Annotated in this window: 24 protein-coding genes and 1 other annotated feature; of the genes, 21 read left to right on the forward strand and 3 right to left on the reverse strand. The window is 38.0% G+C overall.

Features of this window, described 5'->3' with window-relative positions:
- Nucleotides 1–46 precede the first annotated feature (46 nt).
- Nucleotides 47–123, forward strand: a sequence feature (ribosomal protein L21 leader region).
- 15 nt (nucleotides 124–138) lie between these two features.
- From rplU to pheA, 7 genes are all read left to right on the forward strand, one after another.
- Nucleotides 139–447 (forward strand): 50S ribosomal protein L21, encoded by a 309-nt coding sequence (rplU, locus tag ACFSCX_RS05635; RefSeq protein WP_377927176.1) that lies wholly within the window; start codon nucleotides 139–141, stop codon nucleotides 445–447.
- A gap of 10 nt (nucleotides 448–457) precedes the next feature.
- Nucleotides 458–793: a ribosomal-processing cysteine protease Prp gene (locus ACFSCX_RS05640; RefSeq protein ID WP_377927177.1), complete on the forward strand. Its 336-nt coding sequence runs from the start codon at nucleotides 458–460 to the stop codon at nucleotides 791–793.
- Nucleotides 794–822: 29 nt separating this feature from the next.
- The gene (rpmA, locus tag ACFSCX_RS05645; protein WP_377927178.1) at nucleotides 823–1,113 is read left to right on the forward strand and encodes a 50S ribosomal protein L27; all 291 of its coding nucleotides are present in this window, start codon (nucleotides 823–825) and stop codon (nucleotides 1,111–1,113) included.
- A gap of 235 nt (nucleotides 1,114–1,348) precedes the next feature.
- Nucleotides 1,349–1,882: a Spo0B C-terminal domain-containing protein gene (locus tag ACFSCX_RS05650; RefSeq protein WP_377927179.1), complete on the forward strand. Its 534-nt coding sequence runs from the start codon at nucleotides 1,349–1,351 to the stop codon at nucleotides 1,880–1,882.
- Between the two features lie 48 nt (nucleotides 1,883–1,930).
- Nucleotides 1,931–3,217, forward strand: a complete 1,287-nt coding sequence (gene obgE / locus ACFSCX_RS05655) for a GTPase ObgE (protein ID WP_377927180.1) — start codon at nucleotides 1,931–1,933, stop codon at nucleotides 3,215–3,217.
- Between the two features lie 208 nt (nucleotides 3,218–3,425).
- Entirely contained in the window at nucleotides 3,426–3,875 is a 450-nt protein-coding gene (locus ACFSCX_RS05660) for an ACT domain-containing protein (RefSeq protein ID WP_377927181.1), read from the forward strand.
- A gap of 18 nt (nucleotides 3,876–3,893) precedes the next feature.
- The gene (gene pheA, locus ACFSCX_RS05665) at nucleotides 3,894–4,751 is read left to right on the forward strand and encodes a prephenate dehydratase (RefSeq protein WP_377927220.1); all 858 of its coding nucleotides are present in this window, start codon (nucleotides 3,894–3,896) and stop codon (nucleotides 4,749–4,751) included.
- Between the two features lie 211 nt (nucleotides 4,752–4,962).
- Here pheA and ACFSCX_RS05670 read toward each other — a convergent pair whose 3' ends face one another.
- Both ACFSCX_RS05670 and ACFSCX_RS05675 read right to left on the reverse strand, forming a co-directional pair.
- Nucleotides 4,963–5,505 (reverse strand): transcription repressor NadR, encoded by a 543-nt coding sequence (locus ACFSCX_RS05670; RefSeq protein ID WP_377927182.1) that lies wholly within the window; start codon nucleotides 5,503–5,505, stop codon nucleotides 4,963–4,965.
- 13 nt (nucleotides 5,506–5,518) lie between these two features.
- Complete coding sequence (locus ACFSCX_RS05675; RefSeq protein WP_377927183.1) at nucleotides 5,519–6,649, reverse strand: IscS subfamily cysteine desulfurase; 1,131 nt, start codon at nucleotides 6,647–6,649, stop codon at nucleotides 5,519–5,521.
- Nucleotides 6,650–6,899: 250 nt separating this feature from the next.
- Here ACFSCX_RS05675 and nadB point away from each other — a divergent pair, with 250 nt between their 5' ends.
- From nadB to yajC, 13 genes are all read left to right on the forward strand, one after another.
- The gene (nadB, locus tag ACFSCX_RS05680; protein ID WP_377927184.1) at nucleotides 6,900–8,444 is read left to right on the forward strand and encodes an L-aspartate oxidase; all 1,545 of its coding nucleotides are present in this window, start codon (nucleotides 6,900–6,902) and stop codon (nucleotides 8,442–8,444) included.
- On the forward strand, nucleotides 8,441–9,289 hold the full coding sequence (nadC, locus tag ACFSCX_RS05685) for a carboxylating nicotinate-nucleotide diphosphorylase (RefSeq protein ID WP_377927185.1): 849 nt from the start codon (nucleotides 8,441–8,443) through the stop codon (nucleotides 9,287–9,289). Before nadB ends, nadC begins: the two co-directional genes overlap by 4 nt.
- A gap of 2 nt (nucleotides 9,290–9,291) precedes the next feature.
- The gene (gene nadA / locus ACFSCX_RS05690; RefSeq protein WP_377927186.1) at nucleotides 9,292–10,398 is read left to right on the forward strand and encodes a quinolinate synthase NadA; all 1,107 of its coding nucleotides are present in this window, start codon (nucleotides 9,292–9,294) and stop codon (nucleotides 10,396–10,398) included.
- A gap of 196 nt (nucleotides 10,399–10,594) precedes the next feature.
- The gene (gene safA / locus ACFSCX_RS05695; protein WP_377927187.1) at nucleotides 10,595–12,082 is read left to right on the forward strand and encodes a SafA/ExsA family spore coat assembly protein; all 1,488 of its coding nucleotides are present in this window, start codon (nucleotides 10,595–10,597) and stop codon (nucleotides 12,080–12,082) included.
- Between the two features lie 164 nt (nucleotides 12,083–12,246).
- Entirely contained in the window at nucleotides 12,247–12,987 is a 741-nt protein-coding gene (gene nadE / locus ACFSCX_RS05700; RefSeq protein WP_377927189.1) for an NAD(+) synthase, read from the forward strand.
- A 100-nt stretch (nucleotides 12,988–13,087) separates the two neighbouring features.
- Nucleotides 13,088–14,077, forward strand: coding sequence for a YhcN/YlaJ family sporulation lipoprotein (locus ACFSCX_RS05705; RefSeq protein ID WP_377927190.1), 990 nt, complete (start codon nucleotides 13,088–13,090; stop codon nucleotides 14,075–14,077).
- Between the two features lie 169 nt (nucleotides 14,078–14,246).
- Nucleotides 14,247–14,819, forward strand: a complete 573-nt coding sequence (locus ACFSCX_RS05710; RefSeq protein WP_377927191.1) for a BofC C-terminal domain-containing protein — start codon at nucleotides 14,247–14,249, stop codon at nucleotides 14,817–14,819.
- A 222-nt stretch (nucleotides 14,820–15,041) separates the two neighbouring features.
- Nucleotides 15,042–15,656, forward strand: a complete 615-nt coding sequence (gene ruvA, locus ACFSCX_RS05715) for a Holliday junction branch migration protein RuvA (RefSeq protein ID WP_377927192.1) — start codon at nucleotides 15,042–15,044, stop codon at nucleotides 15,654–15,656.
- A gap of 16 nt (nucleotides 15,657–15,672) precedes the next feature.
- Nucleotides 15,673–16,671, forward strand: a complete 999-nt coding sequence (gene ruvB, locus ACFSCX_RS05720) for a Holliday junction branch migration DNA helicase RuvB (protein ID WP_377927194.1) — start codon at nucleotides 15,673–15,675, stop codon at nucleotides 16,669–16,671.
- Nucleotides 16,668–16,868, forward strand: a complete 201-nt coding sequence (locus tag ACFSCX_RS05725; protein WP_377927195.1) for a DUF2905 domain-containing protein — start codon at nucleotides 16,668–16,670, stop codon at nucleotides 16,866–16,868. The genes ruvB and ACFSCX_RS05725 overlap by 4 nt, the downstream gene beginning before the upstream one ends.
- A 43-nt stretch (nucleotides 16,869–16,911) precedes the next feature.
- On the forward strand, nucleotides 16,912–17,961 hold the full coding sequence (queA, locus tag ACFSCX_RS05730) for a tRNA preQ1(34) S-adenosylmethionine ribosyltransferase-isomerase QueA (protein WP_377927196.1): 1,050 nt from the start codon (nucleotides 16,912–16,914) through the stop codon (nucleotides 17,959–17,961).
- Nucleotides 17,958–19,097, forward strand: a complete 1,140-nt coding sequence (gene tgt, locus ACFSCX_RS05735) for a tRNA guanosine(34) transglycosylase Tgt (RefSeq protein ID WP_377927197.1) — start codon at nucleotides 17,958–17,960, stop codon at nucleotides 19,095–19,097. The genes queA and tgt overlap by 4 nt, the downstream gene beginning before the upstream one ends.
- A gap of 66 nt (nucleotides 19,098–19,163) precedes the next feature.
- A complete protein-coding gene (gene yajC / locus ACFSCX_RS05740) occupies nucleotides 19,164–19,424 on the forward strand; it encodes a preprotein translocase subunit YajC (RefSeq protein ID WP_377927198.1) in 261 nt (86 codons plus the stop codon).
- 26 nt (nucleotides 19,425–19,450) lie between these two features.
- On the opposite strand, the gene ACFSCX_RS05745 is transcribed toward yajC, so the two are convergent.
- On the reverse strand, nucleotides 19,451–19,837 hold the full coding sequence (locus ACFSCX_RS05745) for a TIGR04086 family membrane protein (RefSeq protein ID WP_377927199.1): 387 nt from the start codon (nucleotides 19,835–19,837) through the stop codon (nucleotides 19,451–19,453).
- Between the two features lie 233 nt (nucleotides 19,838–20,070).
- Here ACFSCX_RS05745 and ACFSCX_RS05750 point away from each other — a divergent pair, with 233 nt between their 5' ends.
- Nucleotides 20,071–21,366, forward strand: coding sequence for an ArsB/NhaD family transporter (locus tag ACFSCX_RS05750; protein ID WP_377927200.1), 1,296 nt, complete (start codon nucleotides 20,071–20,073; stop codon nucleotides 21,364–21,366).
- Nucleotides 21,367–21,723 lie beyond the last annotated feature (357 nt).

Below are 21,723 nucleotides of genomic sequence, written 5' to 3' on the forward strand. Positions count from 1 at the left end.
AACGCGGATTTCATGATAGTATCGTAATGTTATTGTTTGTAGCGCACCCGTGCTACAACCGCACAGATCAGGTGTTAAAATGATATTACATCATTACCTGTTATGGCGAGTCTGGGTAAACTTAAGGAGGTGCAAAGTATGTACGCAATTATTGAAACTGGCGGTAAGCAAGTAAAAGTTGAAGAAGGCCAAGCTATCTACATTGAAAAATTAGATGCTACAGAAGGCGACACGGTTACATTTGACAAGGTTCTTTTCGTTGGTGGAGACAACGTTAAAGTTGGTAGTCCACTAGTTGATGGAGCTACTGTTTCTGCTAAGGTTGAAAAGCAAGGTCGTGGAAAGAAGCTTGTAATCTTCAAGTACAAGGCAAAGAAAAACAACCGTAAGAAGCAAGGTCATCGTCAACCTTACACTAAAGTTGTTATCGAAAAGATCAACGCATAAGGATTAATGTATGATATACATTAAAGTAATCAGGAATTCAAATCAGCTAGTTGAATCGGTAACGGTTACAGGACATGCTGAATATGATGAGCCTGGTAAAGATATTGTTTGTGCAGGTGTTTCCGCTGTTACATTTGGGGCAGCCAATGCAGTTGAAAAACTGTGTGGTGTTGCTTTAAAGGTGGAACAGGGTGAAAGTGGATTTCTCCGCTTTATACTACCTATGAATGTAGATAGTAGTATGAACGAGAAAATTCAACTCCTAATTGAAGGTATGCTTGTATCACTAAAAACAATAGAGATATCCTATTCGGATTTTATAAACATTCAAACGAAAATCGTTTGATCACCATTATTTTATAGGAGGTGGATTTCATGTTAAGATTAGACCTTCAGTTTTTCGCTTCTAAAAAGGGAGTAGGTTCTACAAAGAACGGTCGTGACTCAATTTCTAAGCGTCTTGGTGCAAAGCGTGCAGATGGTCAATTCGTTTCTGGTGGATCAATTCTTTATCGTCAACGTGGAACTAAGATTTATCCAGGACTAAACGTTGGTAAAGGTGGAGACGATACACTATTCGCTAAGGTTGACGGAGTTGTTAAGTTCGAAAGACTTGGCCGTGACCGTAAGCAAGTAAGTGTTTACCCAACTGCTCAAGAAGCATAATATTACCTTTTGCTTATGATAAACTCTAACCATTTGGTTAGAGTTTATTTTTTGCCTGTATAAAGGAAAGAAAATTAATGTTTACATAATCTTATGTGTGAAACCTACCATAATATTCTTTTCTTACTAAAACTTTGATATAATAGCAATTAAATGAAGGTTCGGAAGATGACTATAAATGTCAAAGGATTAGTGCAAGACTAGTACTTGCCTAGTAGACTGAAGGAGAGCGGCTATGAAAGAATGGAGTATTGTGGAGTTATTGAAACAGTCCCGTCATGATTGGTTAAATAAATTACAACTTATTAAGGGTAATTTATCTTTAAATCGAATCGAACGGGCAAAAGAAATAATTGAAGAAATTGTCATTGAATCACAAAACGAGGCAAAGCTTACAAACATGCAGCTGACAGAATTCGCTGGATTTTTAATGACTTATAACTGGGGAAGTCATCATTTTTGCTTAGAATACGAAGTACTGGGATCTACATACGACTTATCTGAATACGATTCCGTTATGTTACACTGGTGTGAACAGTTTTTTACAGTAGTGGATCAATCTGTTTTGAAGACAGGTGAAAATCATTTGAGCTTGTCCATTCATTGTACTGATGCAGAAATTCGTTTCTTTTTTGATTTTAGTGGAATACTAGATGATATCGTGGCTGTAAGAGATTGGCTTGAATCAGAGGAATGGGACAAGTCCATTGTCCTGACTGAAATGATTGCGTCCAAATCGGAACTTATAGTCGAATTGCAAGTGAAATAGATAAATCGGTTTGTTTAGCCTAAAAAAGTAAAGAGTGGTGTTGATACATTGTTTGTCGATCATGTCAAAATATATGTTAAAGGTGGAGACGGCGGGAATGGAATTGTTGCATACCGTCGTGAGAAATATGTACCAATGGGGGGACCTGCTGGTGGAGACGGAGGAAAGGGAGCAGACGTTATCTTTGTCGTAGAAGAAGGTCTTCGAACGTTAATGGACTTCCGTTTTAAAAGGCATTTTAAGGGTGACCGAGGGGAACATGGGAGATCTGCAAATCAACATGGTAAAGGCGCACAACCTCTCATTGTTAAAGTCCCTCCTGGAACCGTTGTAAAAGATGAAGATACAGGCAATATCATTGCCGACTTAGTCACACATGGCCAAAAAGCTGTTATTGCAAAAGGCGGACGTGGTGGAAGAGGGAATTCCCGTTTTGCCTCACCATCTAATCCTGCACCGGAAATTGCAGAAAATGGAGAGCCAGGTCAAGAGCGTAATGTTGTATTAGAACTAAAAGTATTAGCAGATGTTGGATTAGTAGGTTTTCCAAGTGTCGGAAAGTCAACGCTTTTGTCTGTTGTCTCTGCAGCTAAACCTAAAATTGCAGAGTATCATTTCACAACGATTGTACCAAACTTAGGTGTTGTTCAGACTGAAGATGGAAGAAGTTTTGTAATGGCGGACCTTCCAGGTCTAATAGAGGGAGCACATGAAGGTGTTGGACTTGGACATCAATTTTTAAGACACATCGAAAGAACACGTGTAATTGTACATGTAATTGATATGGCAGGGACAGAAGGAAGAGATCCGTATGAAGATTATGTAACAATAAATGCTGAATTAAAAGAATATAATTTGCGCTTAACCGAGCGTCCACAAATTATAGCAGCGAATAAAATGGATATGCCTGATGCAGAAGAAAATTTAGAACGCTTTAAGGAACAGCTTGAAGAGGATGTTCAAATCTTCAAGATTTCCGCCCTTACTCAAAAGGGATTAAAGGAGCTATTATTTGCAATTGCAGATATGCTTGAGCACACTGAAGAATTCCCTATGGAAGAAGTAAAAGACGAAACAGATACACGCGTTATGTACAAGCATGAACCTGATCCTAGAAAGTTCTTTATTTCTCGTGATGATGATGGTGCATACGTATTAACTGGTGACGAAATCGAAAAACTCTTTAAGATGACAGATTTTAGTCGGGACGAATCGATTAAACGATTTGCAAGGCAGTTGCGTACCATGGGCGTAGACGAAGAGCTGCGTGAGCGTGGGGCGAAAGATGGAGATACAATCAGATTATTAGATTTTGAATTTGAATTTGTAGATTAATTAGGAGCAGAAAGGCTGTCATTTTGACAGCCTTTTCGTGCAAATAAGTTTGTCATCTATTATTCGTCTCCAGCGACATTTAAGGTGAACAGTAAAAAAATGGGAAGAACGATTCTTTTCCTTACAAGTAACATACACTCTGCCAAGGCTTATGGGAGCTCATTAAGTTTTTTATTCAATCTTTAACAGTTTTGTCTGGGGGATACATATGAAGAAACGAACTGAGGAGAAATTTTATTTAGTACATGAAGATGTTTTACCTGAAGCCATGAAAAAGACATTAGAAGTAAAAACACTAATGGAACAAAAAGGACTTTCTGTTTCGGCTGCAACACTGCAGGCAGATTTAAGTAGGAGTGCTTTTTATAAATATCGCGATATGATTTATCCTTTTCAAGCGATGGTCAAAGAACAAATTGTAACGATTTTTTTAACTTTAGAAGATCGATCAGGTACTTTATCAAAGCTTTTAACGATCATAGCTGATGCAGGTGGTAATGTATTAACAATTCATCAAACCATTCCACTTCAAGGCTTGGCAAACGTGACGTTATCAATAAGCACATCTGCAATGGGAAAAGATATTGTTCAACTTATTAGTGATTTAAAGAAATTAGAATTTGTTCATAAAGCAGATATTGTTGGATCTGGTGCATAGAGAGGGATTAACATGGATATAGTTATCGGGTATTTAGGGCCAAAAGCTACCTTTACAGAGCAGGCTGTTAGAACGATTTTCGACGGTCATGCAATCAAACCTTTTCCATCTATCCCTGCCTGTATACAAGGAGTCGAAGAGGGAGTCATTACATATGGTATTGTTCCAATTGAGAATACAATAGAGGGATCGGTTACGCTAACATTAGATTATTTAATTCATGAGTATCAGTTACCAATCGTAGGGGAAATAATCGTCCCCATTCAACAACATTTAATGATCCACCCTAAGAACACAAAGCAAAGCCGTATAGAAAAGATACTCTCGCATCCTCATGCATTGGCACAATGCAGAAAATACCTACATGATTCCTTTTCATCTGTTGAGCAAGTTGAAATGTTATCTACTAGTGCTGCAGCAAGGTATGTAATGGAAAATAGTGAGGAAGCTATTGGTGCGATTGCGAACGAATTAGCAGCGAAAGAATATGGGTTACAAATCATAGCTCGAAATATTCATGATTATGAAAATAACCATACCCGTTTTGTCATCATCCAAAGAGCTAATGATGAGGTGAAGAGCATATTTAAAGGGGAGGATTATAAAACAACCCTTGCCATCACCCTGCCTACAGATCAACCAGGTGCACTTTACCAAGTTCTTGCAGCTTTTGCATGGAGAAAGCTTAACCTATCAAAAATTGAATCAAGACCACTGAAAACAGGCCTCGGAAATTATCTATTTATCATTGATGTAACAGAAAGTATGAACAACATCTTGGTAAATGGAGCTATTAATGAATTAGAGGCTTTAGGCTGCGGAGTTACTTGCCTCGGCAGCTACCCTGTACTCACAAACAAAAGCTCCTTTGTATAGGGAGCTTTTGTTTGTGAATAGCTAATGTAACTAGTATCAATACATAGGTTCATTACCGGCATACCGGCCATATTAACATGTTTACCGATCAATAAGGGGTATAACCGTGCTTGTATTTCAAACTATTGGCCATTTACCGGTCTACCATACCATACTCCATTTGCCATTGCCATTTTGATTGGATCAAAGATTTGGTCGCTTACGTCTCTTATTAAGCTTGCAGTAATATCCCTGCATCACGTAAAGATCGGCAAGCTCTTTCAAGTTTTTCTTGTGAATCTGCTTCTAATGTATGAAGGTGAATTCCATCTGTTAACTCTGATAATAACGGGGCATTTGTTTCCTTTAATTTTGTAAGAAACTGTTCCACTTCACTTCGATTGCTCACCATTACAGAGGCAGTTAAATCACCATATACAGGATGCTCGATTTTTACATCCTTTACTCGAACGCCATGGTCTACAATTATAAATAATTCTTCCTTCGTTTGATCAGGAGTATGTTGACATACAACAACCTGCTCAAAAAGATGATGATTAGTTTTATCGTGAATGTATATGTAGCCTTCTGATGTTGCGAGAATCGGCTCTTGTTTGGCTTTTAATAAAGACATGTCTCCGACAATTACTTGTCTGCTGACATTTGCCTTTACAGCCAATTCACTTCCCTTCATAGGTGCTTGTGAATTTTTCAATACATCAAGTAAATACTGCCTTCGTTCTTCTCCTGCTAACTTTTTCTTTCCTTCTGGCATTCATATCCCACCTTTAATAACTGCTTGTGATGATTTCCAATACATCAATCGTTTTATAAATGTCTTCTTTTGTTGTTTGTTTTCCAAGTGAAAGTCTTATAAATTGTTTAGCATCCGGTGACGATTTCCCAATTGCTACCATTGTTTTTGAAGGGGCTTGCTTTCCTACCGAACAAGCACTTCCTGTTGAAATAGCAATTCCATGACGGTTACATTCAAGCATGGTATATTGCCCTTCAATTCCTTCAATCGAAAGTCCAATAATATGAGGTAGCACACTGTCTGAATGTCCCTCAATCTGAATCCTTCTAGAAAATTTAGATAGCCCATCAACTAACATTTCTCTAAGCTGTGTGTATCTTTTAAAATCGTCCTTCATTTCTTTATGAATAAGCTGAGTTGCCGTAATGAAGCTTGCGATTCCAGGAACATTTACGGTTCCTGGCCTGAATCCTTTTTCATGAGTGGTGTTCTCAAAATACGAATTCCATTTAACCTTTGGAGAGATATAACAGGCACCGACACCTTTTGGTCCATAAATTTTATGACTAGATATTGAGAGGCTATCAATTTGGCTAGAGGTACAATCAATAGGTACCTTTCCATATGTTTGGACACAGTCTGAATGAAATAGGATCCCATGTTTTTTTAACAGTTTACCTATTTCTTCAATCGGTTGAATGGTCCCAATTTCTGAGTTGGCGTGATGGATTGAGGCTAGTACTGTATTCTCGCTAATGGCATTTTCTAAGTCTGTAAGGCTAATGTGTCCAAAATGATTTACTGGTAAATAGGTGACCAAATAGCCTTCTTTTTCAAGCTGTTTAAAGAGATTGAAAATAGAAGAATGTTCAATGCTAGTTGTGATAAGATGGGCCCCGTTTTTTTGATTTTTTCCATTTAATAATGATCGGATAGCAAGAATATTTGATTCAGATCCTCCACTTGTAAAAAATACTCCCTTTGGATCTCCTGAAATACTTTGGGCAATTTCTAGTCGGCAAGACTCAAGAAGGTTATTAGCTTTTGTGCCGATATCATGTAAACTACTAGGATTTCCGTAATAATTTCTTGAAGCCTCAGAAAAGACATGAATGGCCTCTTCGCGCATTGGTGTAGTGGCTGCATAATCTAAATAAATCATTTTCGCTTCATCCTTATATTGAAATTTATTCAATAATACCATTTTTTTAAGATACTTTTGCAATTGTACGTTTCAAAGAAGGCTAATCAGTAGAGAAACCTAAGCCTTTCTACTACCGAAAAACATTGACCAAACTAGAGTTCTAAATCCTAAAAGGAGTATACCAGAAAAAAACTCTTGTCATTAGTTTAAATATGTGTAAATATAGGTGTCAAGACATTAGTATATACTTTTATTAGGGGGCATTTTCATGCCTAAAACAGATGTTGTAATTATTGGTTCCGGCTTAGCTGCATTAGTAGCTGCAAGTCGTTTATGTATGGATAAGAATGTGATAATTTTCACAAAGGCGTCCAAGGAAAATAGTAATTCCATTTTGGCACAAGGTGGTATTGCTTCTGCGATCTCAAAAGAGGATTCTTGGTGTTCACATCTTAAAGATACGATGGGAGCAGGTTGTAATCATAATATAGACAAAATGGTAGAAACACTTGTTAGAAATGGTCCTACTTATATACTTGAACTCATGGAGCAAGGTATGAAGTTTGATACAAATGAATTTGGTGACCTTCTTCTAGGTAGAGAAGGAGCCCACTCATACCGAAGAATATTACACGCTGGTGGAGATGCGACTGGAAAAGCCCTTGTCACATTTATGATGGAAAAAATAAAGAACAAAGTAACTATTGTTGAACATCATATGGCAGTTGATCTCATACTTGATAATAATCGTTGTATTGGAGTTACTGCAATAAATCAACAGGATGAAAACATCACATTTTTTGCTGAACATGTAATTTTAGCGACTGGAGGCTGCGGAGGAGTATTTGAATACACATCCAATGATCCAACTATTATTGGAGACGGATATGCGATGGCCTATCGTGCAGGCGCGGATTTAGTTGATATGGAATTTGTGCAATTTCATCCGACTTTATTGCATGTTAATGGAACTTGTCCAGGGTTAATATCAGAAGCTGTTAGAGGAGAAGGTGCTGTATTAGTAACCGAATCCGGAAGAAGAATCATGGAGAATAAGCATAGCTATAAGGATTTAGCACCTCGTGATATTGTTACTAGAGTCATCTTTGATGAAATGAGCAATGGAGAAAAAATATTTTTAGATATTTCGATGATAGATTCATTTAACGTACGTTTTCCAACTATCACTACGCTCTGTGAAAAGAATGAAATTATTATTGAACAAGGAAAGATACCCATTGTCCCAGGCGCACACTTTATGATGGGTGGTATTAAAGTAAATGAGCATGGTGAGAGTAGTTTGCGGTATTTATATGCAATTGGTGAAGTAGCCTGTACAGGTGTTCACGGGGCAAATAGATTAGCAAGTAATTCACTACTAGAAACCATTGTGTTTGCAAATGCGGTTGCTGATCGTATTCTTTCAGAAACTGTTGACCAAGTCAAATATACAAGTGATATAGCAAATGGAATCCATTTAAATGGGATTCAACTCCCCTCTGAGGATGAGATTAAACAGATGATGAGCAAAAATGTTGGAATCGTTCGCAATCAGGCTGGTCTTCAAGCTGTGGTAGAGTATCTCGAGCCCTATACGAAGTTGACAACAAAAGAAGTAGGATTCACACAAGCCTCAATTGTAAGATTGAATATGATAACAACTAGTTGGTTAATTGCAAGTTCTGCTTTAATGAGACTAGAAAGTAGGGGAGGGCATTTTCGAAGTGACTACCCTGAAACAATGAGTAACTGGCAAGGGAGACTCATTAACAGAAAAAAACAAGACGTGTTTGTGCTAGGAGGATTGTCATGAATGTTATTAAATTACGAGAGGATTTAAAACATTTTTTACTTGAGGATATTGGGGAGAGGGATGTTACATCTTCATCGATATTTCCGAGTTCCTTTGTAGGGGAAGGAAATATAATAGCAAAAGACGAAGGAATTTTAGCAGGTACATCGATTATTAGAGAGTGTTTACATTTGGTTGATCCATCAATAGAGGTGATCCTTTACAAACACGATCGAGATAGAGTTTTGACAGGAGAAACAATTGCAACAGTAAAGGGACCTGTTATCCACCTTTTGACGTGTGAAAGAATTATCTTAAACCTCCTACAAAGAATGAGTGGTATTGCAACATTGACAAATCAGGCGGTTCAATTATTAGACAGTAGTCAAACTAAAATTTGTGATACACGGAAAACAACACCTGGACTACGTATGTTTGAAAAGTATGCAGTTACATGTGGCGGAGGATCCAATCACCGGTATGGATTATATGATGGAGTAATGATTAAAGACAATCATATTGCGTTTGCTGGGTCCATCAAAAACGCAGTAAATGCTGTAAAAGCAAATGTCGGCCATATGGTGAAAATTGAAGTTGAAACAGAAACAAAGGAAGATGTACTTGAAGCTATTGAAGCTGGTGTTGATGTCATTATGTTTGATAATCGTACTCCATCTGAAATAGAAGAGTTTGTGAAACTTGTTCCCTCCCATATTGTTACCGAGGCCTCAGGTGGTATTACATTAGAAGTGCTACATGAGTATGGAAAGACAGGCGTTAATTACATTTCATTAGGTATGCTTACGCATTCGAATAAAGCATTGGATATTAGCTTTGTCACCGGATGGAAAGTGAAGGGGGTTTGACCATGAATATTTTAGAGGCAGTACAGCTAAAGGATGGAAGTTTACCTGAAAAGTATAAATTGATGACAGATCTGGAAATGGAAAGTCGAGTCAAGGAAATAAAGGAGAGTTTTGGCACTAAGCTGTTCATACCAGGCCATCACTATCAAAAGGATGAAGTCATCCAATTTGCAGATGAAACAGGTGATTCTTTGCAATTAGCGCAGCAATCTGCGGCAAATACTGAAGCAGAATATATCGTGTTTTGTGGAGTTCATTTTATGGCTGAGACAGCCGACATTTTAACAAGAGAAAATCAAAAAGTAATATTACCCGATATGCGAGCGGGCTGTTCTATGGCAGATATGGCAGATATACACCAAACTGAAAGAGCTTGGGATCAATTATTGGACTTATTTGGAGAGACCATTTTGCCACTAACGTACGTTAATTCTACTGCATCCATTAAAGCATTCTGTGGAAAAAATGGAGGAGCAACGGTGACATCTTCTAATGCGAAAGAGATGGTTTCCTGGGCATTTACACAAAAAGAAAGAATTTTATTTTTACCTGATCAACACCTTGGCAGGAATACGGCCTTTGATTTAGGTGTTCCACTAGAAGAGATGGCAGTATGGAATCCTCTAACTGATAAGCTGGAATTTGAAGGTAATCCCGACAATATCAGAGTGATTTTATGGAAGGGGCATTGCTCTGTTCATGAAAATTTCACGGTGCAAAATATCGAAAGCCTTCGTATATCAAACCCAAATATGAAAATTCTGGTTCACCCTGAATGTAGTAGAGAGGTTGTAGCGTTGTCTGATTTTGCGGGATCGACTAAATATATAATTGATACCATTAATAGAGCACCTGCAGGAAGTAAATGGGCAATTGGGACTGAAATGAATCTTGTGAAGAGAATTATTAAAGAGCATCCTGATAAAGAAATAGTGTCCTTAAATCCACATATGTGCCCATGCTTAACAATGAATCGAATTGATTTACCACACTTGCTTTGGTCGCTAGAAAATATCGAGACTGGAGCTATTCAAAATATTATTAAAGTCGAGGAAGCAGTTGCTCATGATGCAATGATGGCTTTAAATCGAATGCTTGAAAGAGCTTGACAAGCTAGGAATTTCTCCTAGCTTTTTTTCATTTGATTATTACCAAAATTTCGTGTGTCTACTTAATTTTCAAAGGGTTTACGATTGTACCTTGTCATAAACAACTATGAATTAGCATAAGTTGTGTTGAGGAATAGTGGCAAATAGCCTAGTGGTTGCATAGACTGTAAAGAATTTTGCCATGGGAGGGATATACGTGAAGATCCATATTGTACAAAAAGGTGATACCCTTTGGAAGATTGCCCAAAAGTACGGAGTAGACTTTGAAGAACTTAAACAAATGAATTCCCAATTAAGTAATCCAGATATGATTATGCCAGGAATGAAAATTAAAGTGCCAACAGCCGGTGTTCAAGTGAAAAAGGAAGCACCAATTACAAAAGAGGCTCCAATTGCAAAGGAAGCACCAATTGTAAAAGAAGCACCTGTTTCACCTATTAAGGAAGAAGTTCAACAACCGTATCAAGACCTATCACCAAAGCCAATGCCTGTAACAAAGGAGGAACCTAAACAAGAAAAACCAAAGATGCCGTTTATTCCAAAGGTTCCTCAGTTACCTGAATTAGAGTTTGATATTAATAATTACTATTTGAATATGGCTTATCAAAACGCTCCACAAACAACAAACATAGGTATGATGCCACAGCAGCCTACTCAGGTTTCTCCTATAGAGGAAGAAGTTCCAGAAATTCCAGAGCAGCCAAAGATACCAGAAGAAAAAACACAAGTCGCCCCTGCCTATCAACCTGAATGTTATCCTGTAACAGGGATTAATCCAGGAGATGGCTTCTGTTACAATCCATGGGGACCACCAATGCATGTGCAACCAGGATTTCCTGGACAAATGCCATATGGTGTTCCAGGATATCCTGAGCAAGGCTATCCAACAATGGTTAGTCCAGCTGAAGACTTAGACGATATGCCAGAAATGCCACCATATCCTGGAGCACAACCAGGAGGATATGCACCATATCCTATACATCCGTCAATGCATGGCCATGCTACTGGTGACGATGATTGTGGGTGTGATGATCATCTTCCAAAAGCTCCTGGTGCAGGTTATACTGTACCACCGATGGGGCAAGGGTATGGTTACCCAGGTGCGAGCGTTCCTGGTTTCGGAGCACCAGGTTCAGCAATGTCACCTTATGGAAATCCAGTAGGGTATAATCTACCAGATACAGATGATGTTCCTTACGGAGCTCAACCAAGTTATGGAGTGCCAGGCTATGGAGCCCCAGCAGGAGTGCCAGGATACGGAGCACAGCCGGGCTATGGAACTCCAGGTCATGGACAGCCGGGCTATGGATCCCCAGCAGGAATGCCAGGATACGGAGCACAGCCGGGCTATGGAGCTCCAGGTCATGGACAGCCGGGCTATGGAGCCCCAGCAGGAATGCCAGGATACGGAGCACAACCGGGCTACGGAACTCCAGGTCATGGACAGCCGGGCTATGGATTCCCAGCAGGAATGCCAGGATACGGAGCACAACCGGGCTACGGATCCCCAGCAGGAGTGCCAGGATACGGAGCACAGCCAGGCTACGGTGTTCCGGGAACTCAACCAGCAACTGGTCTACCAGGGACACAACCAGGATATGGAATACCGGGCTATGGAGCCCCAGGTTTGCAGGGGCCAATGGGAATGCCAGATTTTGATGATGATGATGACTTTAATCTATAATAATCTAGAAGGCGATTCAATGGTGAGTCGCCTTTTTTCTATGTAAAGATGTTAACTTAACAAAAAAAACATGCTACTAATTATCATTATTCTCATTTTCTTTATATTGCCCATTTAACTGTGATAAAATATTAGCTTATAAAGAGACGAAAGGATGTAAAATAATGGAGCATAAAATTGAGAAGCTTGTGGAATGGCTACGATTAAAAGTGAAAGAGGCTGGTTCGAATGGTGCTATTGTTGGAATCAGTGGAGGTTTAGATTCAGCCGTTGTGACACACCTAATTAAAAGAGCATTTCCAACGAACTCCCTTGGATTAATTATGCCTTGTAAAAGTAACCCAAAGGATCAAGAGGATGCGTTAAAAGTAGTTAATAGTAGTGGTATTGATCATTTGCTCATTGATTTGACTGAAGCTCACCAAACATTATTTACACAACTTGAAAGAACATTAACTGAACGTGGAACATGGAATGATAAAGCATCAAAGCTAGGAGATGCAAATACAAGAGCACGTCTACGAATGACAACTTTATATGCCGTTGCAAATAATTTTGGTTATTTAGTTGTCGGAACAGATAACGCTGCAGAATGGCATACTGGTTATTTTACGAAATATGGTGATGGCGGAGTTGATCTCGTTCCCCTTGTTCATTTAACAAAAGGGGAAGTTAGAGAGATGGCAAAAGAGTTAGGTGTACCTACCGATTTAATTACTAAAGCACCAAGTGCAGGACTTTGGGAAGGTCAAACAGATGAGGATGAAATGGGTACAACCTATGACATGATCGATCAATATCTTATAGGGCAACCAATTCCTGATAAAGATCGACTAATTATTGAAAGATTACATAACCAGTCCCATCATAAACGCGAGCTTGCTGCAGCACCACCAAAATTTTAAGCTACTGTATATAAATAACAGACTAAATAAATCCTCCAGAAGACACTATAGTAATGAGTGCCTTAACAACACTCAATATGTCGATGGGGGGTCTTTAGCATTGAATAAGAAAATTATCTACACACTTTCAACAGCGTTTTTGCTAGGAAGCTTAGCAGCTTGTAACACAGACCAAGGTGCAATGGAAGATAATACAAGATATAACGATACAGCTAGACCGATTGGATACTATTCCAATGAAAACATCGATGAAGAAAATGGCAATGCCTATTTACCTGAGCGAGATAATGATGGACCTATTACTGAAATGTTAGATCGTACGGGAGCCGAAAATAACAGAAATAATAACAGAAATAAAGGTTTCAATGTAACAGATAATCGATACAATAATAATGGCGTGTTCGGCCGAAATGTTACAAACAAACAAAATGAAGCTCATCCACAAAATAAAGGAACACTCGGTACATTAGATGACGGGGTCATCGATGATCGCGATAATCGTACTCGTGGAAATAATCGTACAGGAATAACAGCGAGAGGCGAGTATGGGCAGTATGCTAACCGAAATGAACTGGCTGATTACGGTAATAATAAAGGAATGAACAATCCTACAAGACCTTATGCAGTTCGTGATAATGGACTTGCACGCGATAACCAATATTCAAGAAATGACTATAACTATCATGGCCAGATGGCAACAAGAGATAATAATAAGAGAGCATCCTATTATAATAACTATGATGGTCGTTTAGCTGACCAAATTTCAAACCGGGTCCAAAATATTCCAACGGTTGATGATGTTAGAACGATTGTCTCAGGTAATCAAGTCCTAATTGCTCTTGATACAAAGGATCATGATGGAAAAGAAGTAAAGAGCAAAGTTAGGCAAGAAGTTGAAAGAATGACAAATGGAAAAAATGTAAGAATTGTAACAGATCCAGCTATCTTCCAAAGAGCTCAAAACATAGATAATAATTTACAGGATGGTGGACCGACAACTGAAATCGATGAAGATGTTCGTGATATGTTCCGCGAAATTGGAAATGAAGTCGATGATTTTGTTAGAACACCATTCCGTGATACCAAATAACAAATATTGAAGCAGGGATAATTGATCCCTGTTTTTTCTTTGTTTCCAATAAGAAAAAAACAGTACATAAAGCAAAAGTTTCACTTTATTGGATATTACTTCTATATATGGGTAGACTACATTAATGTCATACCTAAATTGTAATTATGTAAAAAACGGGGTGTTTGTCATGAATATCGTCAACCGGTATGCAAAGATAGTATGTTGGTGTTTCCTAATATTATTCTTAAGTATCTCAGGGATTGCCTTTCATTCTTTTGCTAAAGAAGCAAAGGGACAAATTATCGAGAAAGGCGAGGAAACGAGTGAAAATGATAAAGCATATGAGGTAACAGGACCACTTACTATAACGGTAATATTAGAACGAGTATATTTAGATGGAGAAGTCAGTGAAGAAATAAAAGAGGAAACCATATGGTCGATGGAAGACTTTTGGGCACAATATGAAGGCTGGCAATTAATTGATCAAGATGAAGAACAAGTTGTATTTCAGCAAAGGATAGAAGATATATCCCCGTTGTTAAAGGCAAATGGTTATTTTGGTATAACGGAAGATGGGACTTTTAGCATTTTTAATGGGAAGCCAGAAACAGAAAATGTTATACAGTCTTTTTTTCAAATAGATGTAGACAAATTAGAAAGTAGGCAACACGAAGAGTTAATAAGAGGAATTCCAGTTAAATCGAAAGACAAATATGTTGAAGTTATGGAAGTATTTAAACCTTTTTCTATTACTCAATAAACTTAAAACGAGGCGAACCGCTGGGTCGCCTCTTTCGTTTGCTTTAAGTAACAATCACATCCTAATACTTCATTTTACAGTAGGACAACACTTACAAAAGATTTAGCAAATACTGTGTCTTATGTGACTGCGAGTTAACTAGACTTTCTTATACGTATACAATGTGTATAGACAACTTTTTTATGCTAAAATGAGTAAAGCATAGATAAGGGAGAGAAAACGTTGATTGAGTTTGTTAAGGGAAATGTTGTAGAGGTTAATCCAGAATATATTGTTTTAGACCATCATGGTATGGGGTATCTCATCCATACACCTAATCCATATATATATGATGTATCAAACAGAGAAATAATCATTTATACATATCAGCATGTAAGGGAAGATGTTTTAGCTCTTTATGGTTTCCCATCCAGAAAAGATCGAACATTATTTACTAGGCTATTAAATGTAACTGGAATTGGACCAAAAGGTGCACTCGCCATTTTAGCATTTGGCCGGCTTGAACAAGTTGTAGGTGCAATTGAAGGAGAGAATGAGGCATTTCTGATTAAATTCCCGGGAGTTGGGAAAAAAACAGCAAGGCAAATCATATTAGATCTTAAAGGAAAAGTCGCTGATCTAATTGAAACAGGGTTCGTTCATGCTGATAAAATTGATCCAACGATAATGGTCGGTAATCCTTCACTAGATGCCCTCAATGAAGCAGTGGAAGCCCTGAAGGTTCTCGGCTATGCCGAAAGGGAAATTAGAAAGATTCTCCCATTGTTGGAAAGCGAAAGGTTAACAACCGACCAATACATAAAAAAGGCATTACAACACTTAGTACAAGGAAAGTGATAGGAGGGGTGAATAAGTGGATGAACGTATCGTTTCTGGTGAAGCTGTGTTTGAAGAAGAGTCATTTGATCTTTCTATAAGACCCCAGACTCTGGAGCAATACATCGGTCAGACGAAAGTAAAAGAAAATTTGGCGATTTTTATTGAAGCGGCTAAGTTAAGAAATGAAACGCTTGATCATGTTTTGCTTTATGGACCTCCAGGGCTCGGAAAGACAACACTAGCCACTATTATTTCAACTGAAATGGATGTAAATATTCGCACTACTTCAGGTCCTGCCATAGAGCGTCCAGGTGATCTTGCTGCAATTTTAACAGCTCTTGAGCCAGGGGATGTCCTGTTTATTGATGAAATTCATCGATTACAACGTTCTGTGGAGGAAGTACTCTATCCAGCAATGGAGGATTTTTGTTTAGATATTGTAATCGGTAAGGGGCCTTCTGCTAGATCGGTTCGTCTTGATTTACCCCCATTTACTCTTGTTGGAGCAACAACTAGAGCTGGTTCTCTTTCTGCACCTCTTCGTGACCGATTTGGAGTATTAAGCAGGCTAGAATATTATAATGAAGAGCAATTATCCAATATAGTTGAAAGAGCAGCGTCCATTTTACAGGTTGGTATTGAGCGTGAAGCTACGGTTGAAATTGCAAAAAGGTCAAGAGGGACTCCTCGAATCGCAAATCGCTTACTACGACGAGTTAGAGACTTTGCGCAAGTAAGGGGAAATGGTATGGTTACACTTGAGATTACCAAAAGCTCATTAGAAATGCTACAAGTAGACCGTTTAGGTTTAGATCATATTGACCATAAATTAATACTAGGTATTATCGAAAAGTTTCGTGGTGGTCCAGTGGGTCTTGATACAATTGCGGCAACAATCGGTGAGGAGTCTCATACAATTGAGGATGTTTATGAGCCCTATTTACTCCAAATTGGATTCCTGCAACGAACACCACGCGGAAGAATTGTAACTGAGCTTGCCTACCGACACTTCAAAATGGAGGCACCCAAATGATGGAAATGCCGAAAATGTTAATGATTATCGGTGGAGTATTGTTATTAGTGGGATTTATCTGGCAATTTATAGGGAAATTACCTGGAGACTTTGTCTTTAAAAAGGGCAATGTAACTTTTTATTTTCCAATTGTGACATCTATTATTATTAGCATCGTGCTTTCTATTGTTTTTTATTTAATTGGCCGCTTTAGATAAATGAAATTCTTGTTAAGATCTAAATGAAAACAGGTGAGAAATTTTGAACATTGAATTATTTGATTTTAATTTACCAGATGAATTAATCGCACAAACTCCACTTCTTGACCGTGAAGCATCTAGGTTAATGGTATTAGATAAAGATACTGGTGAAATTAGACATGAGGCATCTTTCAGAAATGTGATTTCCTATCTAAAAGCTGGGGATTGCCTTGTATTGAATGATACTAGGGTGTTACCTGCAAGACTTTACGGTACGAAAATAGATACTGGTGCGAAGGTTGAAGTATTACTATTAAAGCAACTTGAAGGTGATAATTGGGAAACCTTGGTTAAGCCAGCAAAGAGAATGAAAGAAGGAACAGTTATAACCTTTGGAGATGGAAGATTAAAAGCTAAGTGTATTGGTACAAGTGAATATGGAGGTCGAATCGTTGAATTCTCTTACGAAGGCATTTTTTATGAAGTCCTTGAGACACTTGGAGAAATGCCACTTCCACCCTATATTAGAGAGCAACTAGATGATCAAGATAGATATCAAACTGTCTATGCTCGTGAGAGAGGTTCTGCCGCAGCACCGACAGCTGGCCTTCATTTTACAGAAAAACTATTGGAAGACATAAAGGCAAAGGGAGTACATATTGCCTTTATAACACTTCATGTGGGTTTAGGGACATTTCGCCCAGTTTCTACTGATACGATAGAAGAACATGAAATGCATGCTGAATTTTATCAAATGACAGAAGGTACAGCAAAACAGTTAAATGAAGTTAAAGCTAATGGAGGTCGAATTATTACAGTTGGTACAACTTCAACAAGAACATTAGAAACGATAGCCTCCATGCATAACGGAAAATTTGTTGAGCAATCCGGGTGGACCAATATTTTTATTTACCCTGGCTATGAATTTAAAGGAATTGATGGAATGATCACAAATTTCCATCTACCTAAATCAACACTTATCATGTTAATCAGTGCACTCGCTGGTAGAGAAAATGTGTTGAAAGCATATCGTGAAGCTGTTAATCAAAAGTATCGGTTTTTTAGCTTTGGGGATGCGATGTTAATTATTGAAGGGAGTAATAGGCAATGACCGCAATCCGATATGAGCTAATCAAAACATGTAAACAAACAGGTGCAAGACTTGGAAAGGTTCATACGCCACATGGTTCTTTTGATACCCCTGTATTCATGCCGGTTGGAACACTTGCAACTGTGAAGACGATGTCACCTGAAGAATTAAAAGAAATGGATGCAGGAATTATTTTAAGTAATACGTACCATTTATGGCTAAGACCCGGTCATGAAATTATTAAAGAAGCGGGTGGTCTTCATAAGTTTATGAACTGGGACCGTGCTATTTTAACAGACTCAGGGGGCTTTCAAGTTTTTAGTTTGAGTGATCTCCGTAAAATAGAAGAAGAGGGTGTTCACTTTAGAAATCATTTGAATGGTGAAAAACTTTTTCTATCTCCCGAGAAAGCAATGGAGATCCAGAACGCTCTTGGCTCTGATATTATGATGGCATTTGATGAATGTCCACCATATCCAGCAGAATACGACTATATGAAAAAATCTGTTGAACGAACTTCTAGGTGGGCAGAAAGGTGTTTAGCCGCACACAACAGGCCAGAAGATCAAGGATTATTCGGTATAATCCAAGGCGGGGAGTATGAGGAACTACGAAAGTTAAGTGCACAGGATTTAGTTTCATTAGATTTTCCAGGCTATGCTGTTGGAGGTCTGTCCGTTGGTGAGCCAAAAGATGTCATGAACAGAGTATTAGAGTTCACGACACCACTAATGCCAGCTAATAAGCCACGCTACTTAATGGGCGTAGGTTCCCCGGACTCCTTAATAGATGGAGCTATGCGTGGAATTGATATGTTTGATTGTGTTTTACCTACAAGGATTGCTAGGAACGGGACCTGTATGACTAGTGAAGGAAGACTAGTGGTTCGTAATGCAAAGTATGAAAAGGATTTTGGACCAATTGATCCAAATTGCGACTGCTATACATGTCGTAATTACTCACGAGCATACATTCGTCATCTTATAAAATGTAGTGAAACATTTGGAATGAGATTAACGACTTACCATAACCTACATTTTCTGATAAAATTAATGGGGCAAGTCAGACAGGCTATTTTAGAAGACCGCTTAGGTGACTTTAGAGAAGAGTTTTTTGAAGCGTATGGTTTTAATAAGCCAAATGCTAGAAATTTCTAAATCATATTTAAATGGACTAGCTAATAAGATTACGATAACATTAATTTAGAAAGGGGTGAAACATACATGGAATTACTAAGTACGATTGGTCCATTAATTTTAATGTTTGCTATTTTTTATTTCCTGCTTATCCGCCCTCAGCAAAAACGCCAAAAAGCGGTACAACAAATGCAGTCTGATTTAAAAAAGGGTGATAAGATTATCACGATTGGTGGGTTACACGGTATTGTTGATTCTCTAGATGAGAATAAAGTAATTATCGTTGTAGGTGATGGAACTCGACTTACATATGAGCGTTCTGCAGTACGTGAAGTGATCTCTAACTAAAAAAGAGCGGATATTCCGCTCTTTTTTTAATTGGAAGTTTTTCCACCTGCCACATTTACTCCAATAATTCCGCCTAACACTGCAGTAGCTAAGTATCCTAAGTGAAAAAGTGTCTGCCCGAGTGTGAAGCCAGATTCTTGGCCTAAAAACTGATATAAAAGCACAATGACTGTAAAGACTACTGCTGTAGCTCCTCCCATAAGCCAGCCCTTTTCCCGACCCTTACCTCCTGAAACAAACCCACCAGCAAATAAGGCAAAAAATGAAAGAGCCATAATTAACCATTGTAGTGACGACTCTTGTAGGTTTGTAAAACGAAGTAGTAATGAAAAAATGAAGCTACACACTAATACAATGGTTAAAATTGTAAGGATACCGTATAAAATGGCAGAAAGTGTATTTCTACTACTCATCCTCGCATTTCTCCTTTCTAAATGTAAATATAGTTTCCTTTATTCCTAAATAAGCCAAGCTTCTCTTTAAAACAAGCATATTCACGACTAACTCATTTTAGAATGGAGCATGTAGAAATTTTCAATTGTCTCTATAGAAAAATGAAAAAAATACATGTCCAAATTATTTGCAACATATGATTGGATAAAAGCCTGTCTTTTTAGGTAAGGAGTACGAGGAAGGAGCTGCTATCATGATTACGGTCATATCATTAATTGTTTTTATTACAAGCTATATAATCATCATTAGTGAAAAAGTAGATCGTACATTAGTAGCGGGTACTGGAGGAGTACTCCTTCTATTATTTGGTGTGTTCGATACAAAAAAAGCCTTTATTACGTACATTGACTGGAATACCATTGCCTTACTATTCGCCATGATGATTCTTGTTTCGATTGTCAGTAAAACTGGGGTATTTGAGTTTATTGCGATATTTTTAGCACAAAAAGTAAAGGGGTACGGCGTTTCCATTCTTTTTATGATTTCAATTGTGACTGCACTTGGTTCTGCCCTTTTAGCCAATGTCACAACGGTTTTACTCCTCGTACCGATTATGTTCAAGATCATCAAGGTTTTAAATGTCTCTGCGTTTCCATACTTAATTGCGATTATCTTATCAGCAAACATTGGTGGAACAGCTACATTGATTGGAGATCCTCCAAATTTAATGATCGGTCAAGCTGTTGAACATTTAACATTTAATGCCTTTTTAGTGCATTTATCGCCAATAGCAGTCATTATTTTTATTTTAATAGTTGTTGCTATAGCGGCAACTTTTCGTAAAAGGTTACAGGTTAGTGAAGAAAATAGACTAACGTTAATGTCTTTAAATCCGAAGCAATATTTGAAAAAGGATGCAACATTAGTACCTTCGCTTTCTGTACTTGGTTTAACGATATTCAGTTTTGTTTTACACCCATTTCTTCATATTGAATTAACAAGCTTAGCGTTAGGTGGAGCGATTTTACTGATGTTATTGACTCATACTTATCATCCAACTGAAGAGGTTCTCAAGGAAGTGGATTGGGCAACCTTATTCTTTTTTATGGGCTTATTCTTACTCGTCGGAGGATTAGAGGAAGTAGGTATTATTGATGAATTTGCTAGAAGCATGATTTATTTTACTGAAGGGGATCTACCAAGAACAGCAATCCTAATACTTTGGATAACTGGATTATTTTCTGGTGTCATAGACAATATTCCTTTTGTTGCAGCAATGATTCCAGTGATATTGGAATTTCAAGATTACGGTATGACCAATCTTGATCCATTATGGTGGTCGTTAGCACTTGGTGCTTGCTTAGGCGGAAATGGTACTTTACTTGGTGCCTCATCAAATTTAGTTGTTGTCGGACTGGCCATTAAGGAAAAGGTTCAAATTCAATTTATAGATTTTATGAAAATCGGTATACCGGTAGTGCTCATTTCCCTTATATTAAGTACGCTATATATATATTTTCGGTACTTGCTTGCATTTATCCCGCATTAACGGGCAGTAATAAATTTTATGAGAGTAAGAAAAACTGCCCGTAAATGCCCGATTGGTTCAACTAACAATCAGTGGAAAAAAAGATGCCACTGATTGAAGTTTCACTTTATCCCGCATTAACGGGCAGTAATATCCTTTGCTAAATTTTATGAGAGTAAGAAAAACTGCCCGTAAATGCCCGATTGGTTCAACTAACAATCAGTGGAAAAAAGATGCCACTGATTGAAGTTTCACTTTATCCCGCAGTAACGGGCAGTAATATCCTTTGAACAATATGAAGGACATGATAAAGAAAAAAGAGTAGTTATCCAGAAAAAACTGAATATATCCAGAAAAAATAGACTTTTATCCAGAAAA

It is taken from the genome of Bacillus salitolerans, from assembly GCF_042680805.1.
Lineage (GTDB): Bacteria > Bacillota > Bacilli > Bacillales > SA4 > Bacillus_CJ > Bacillus_CJ salitolerans.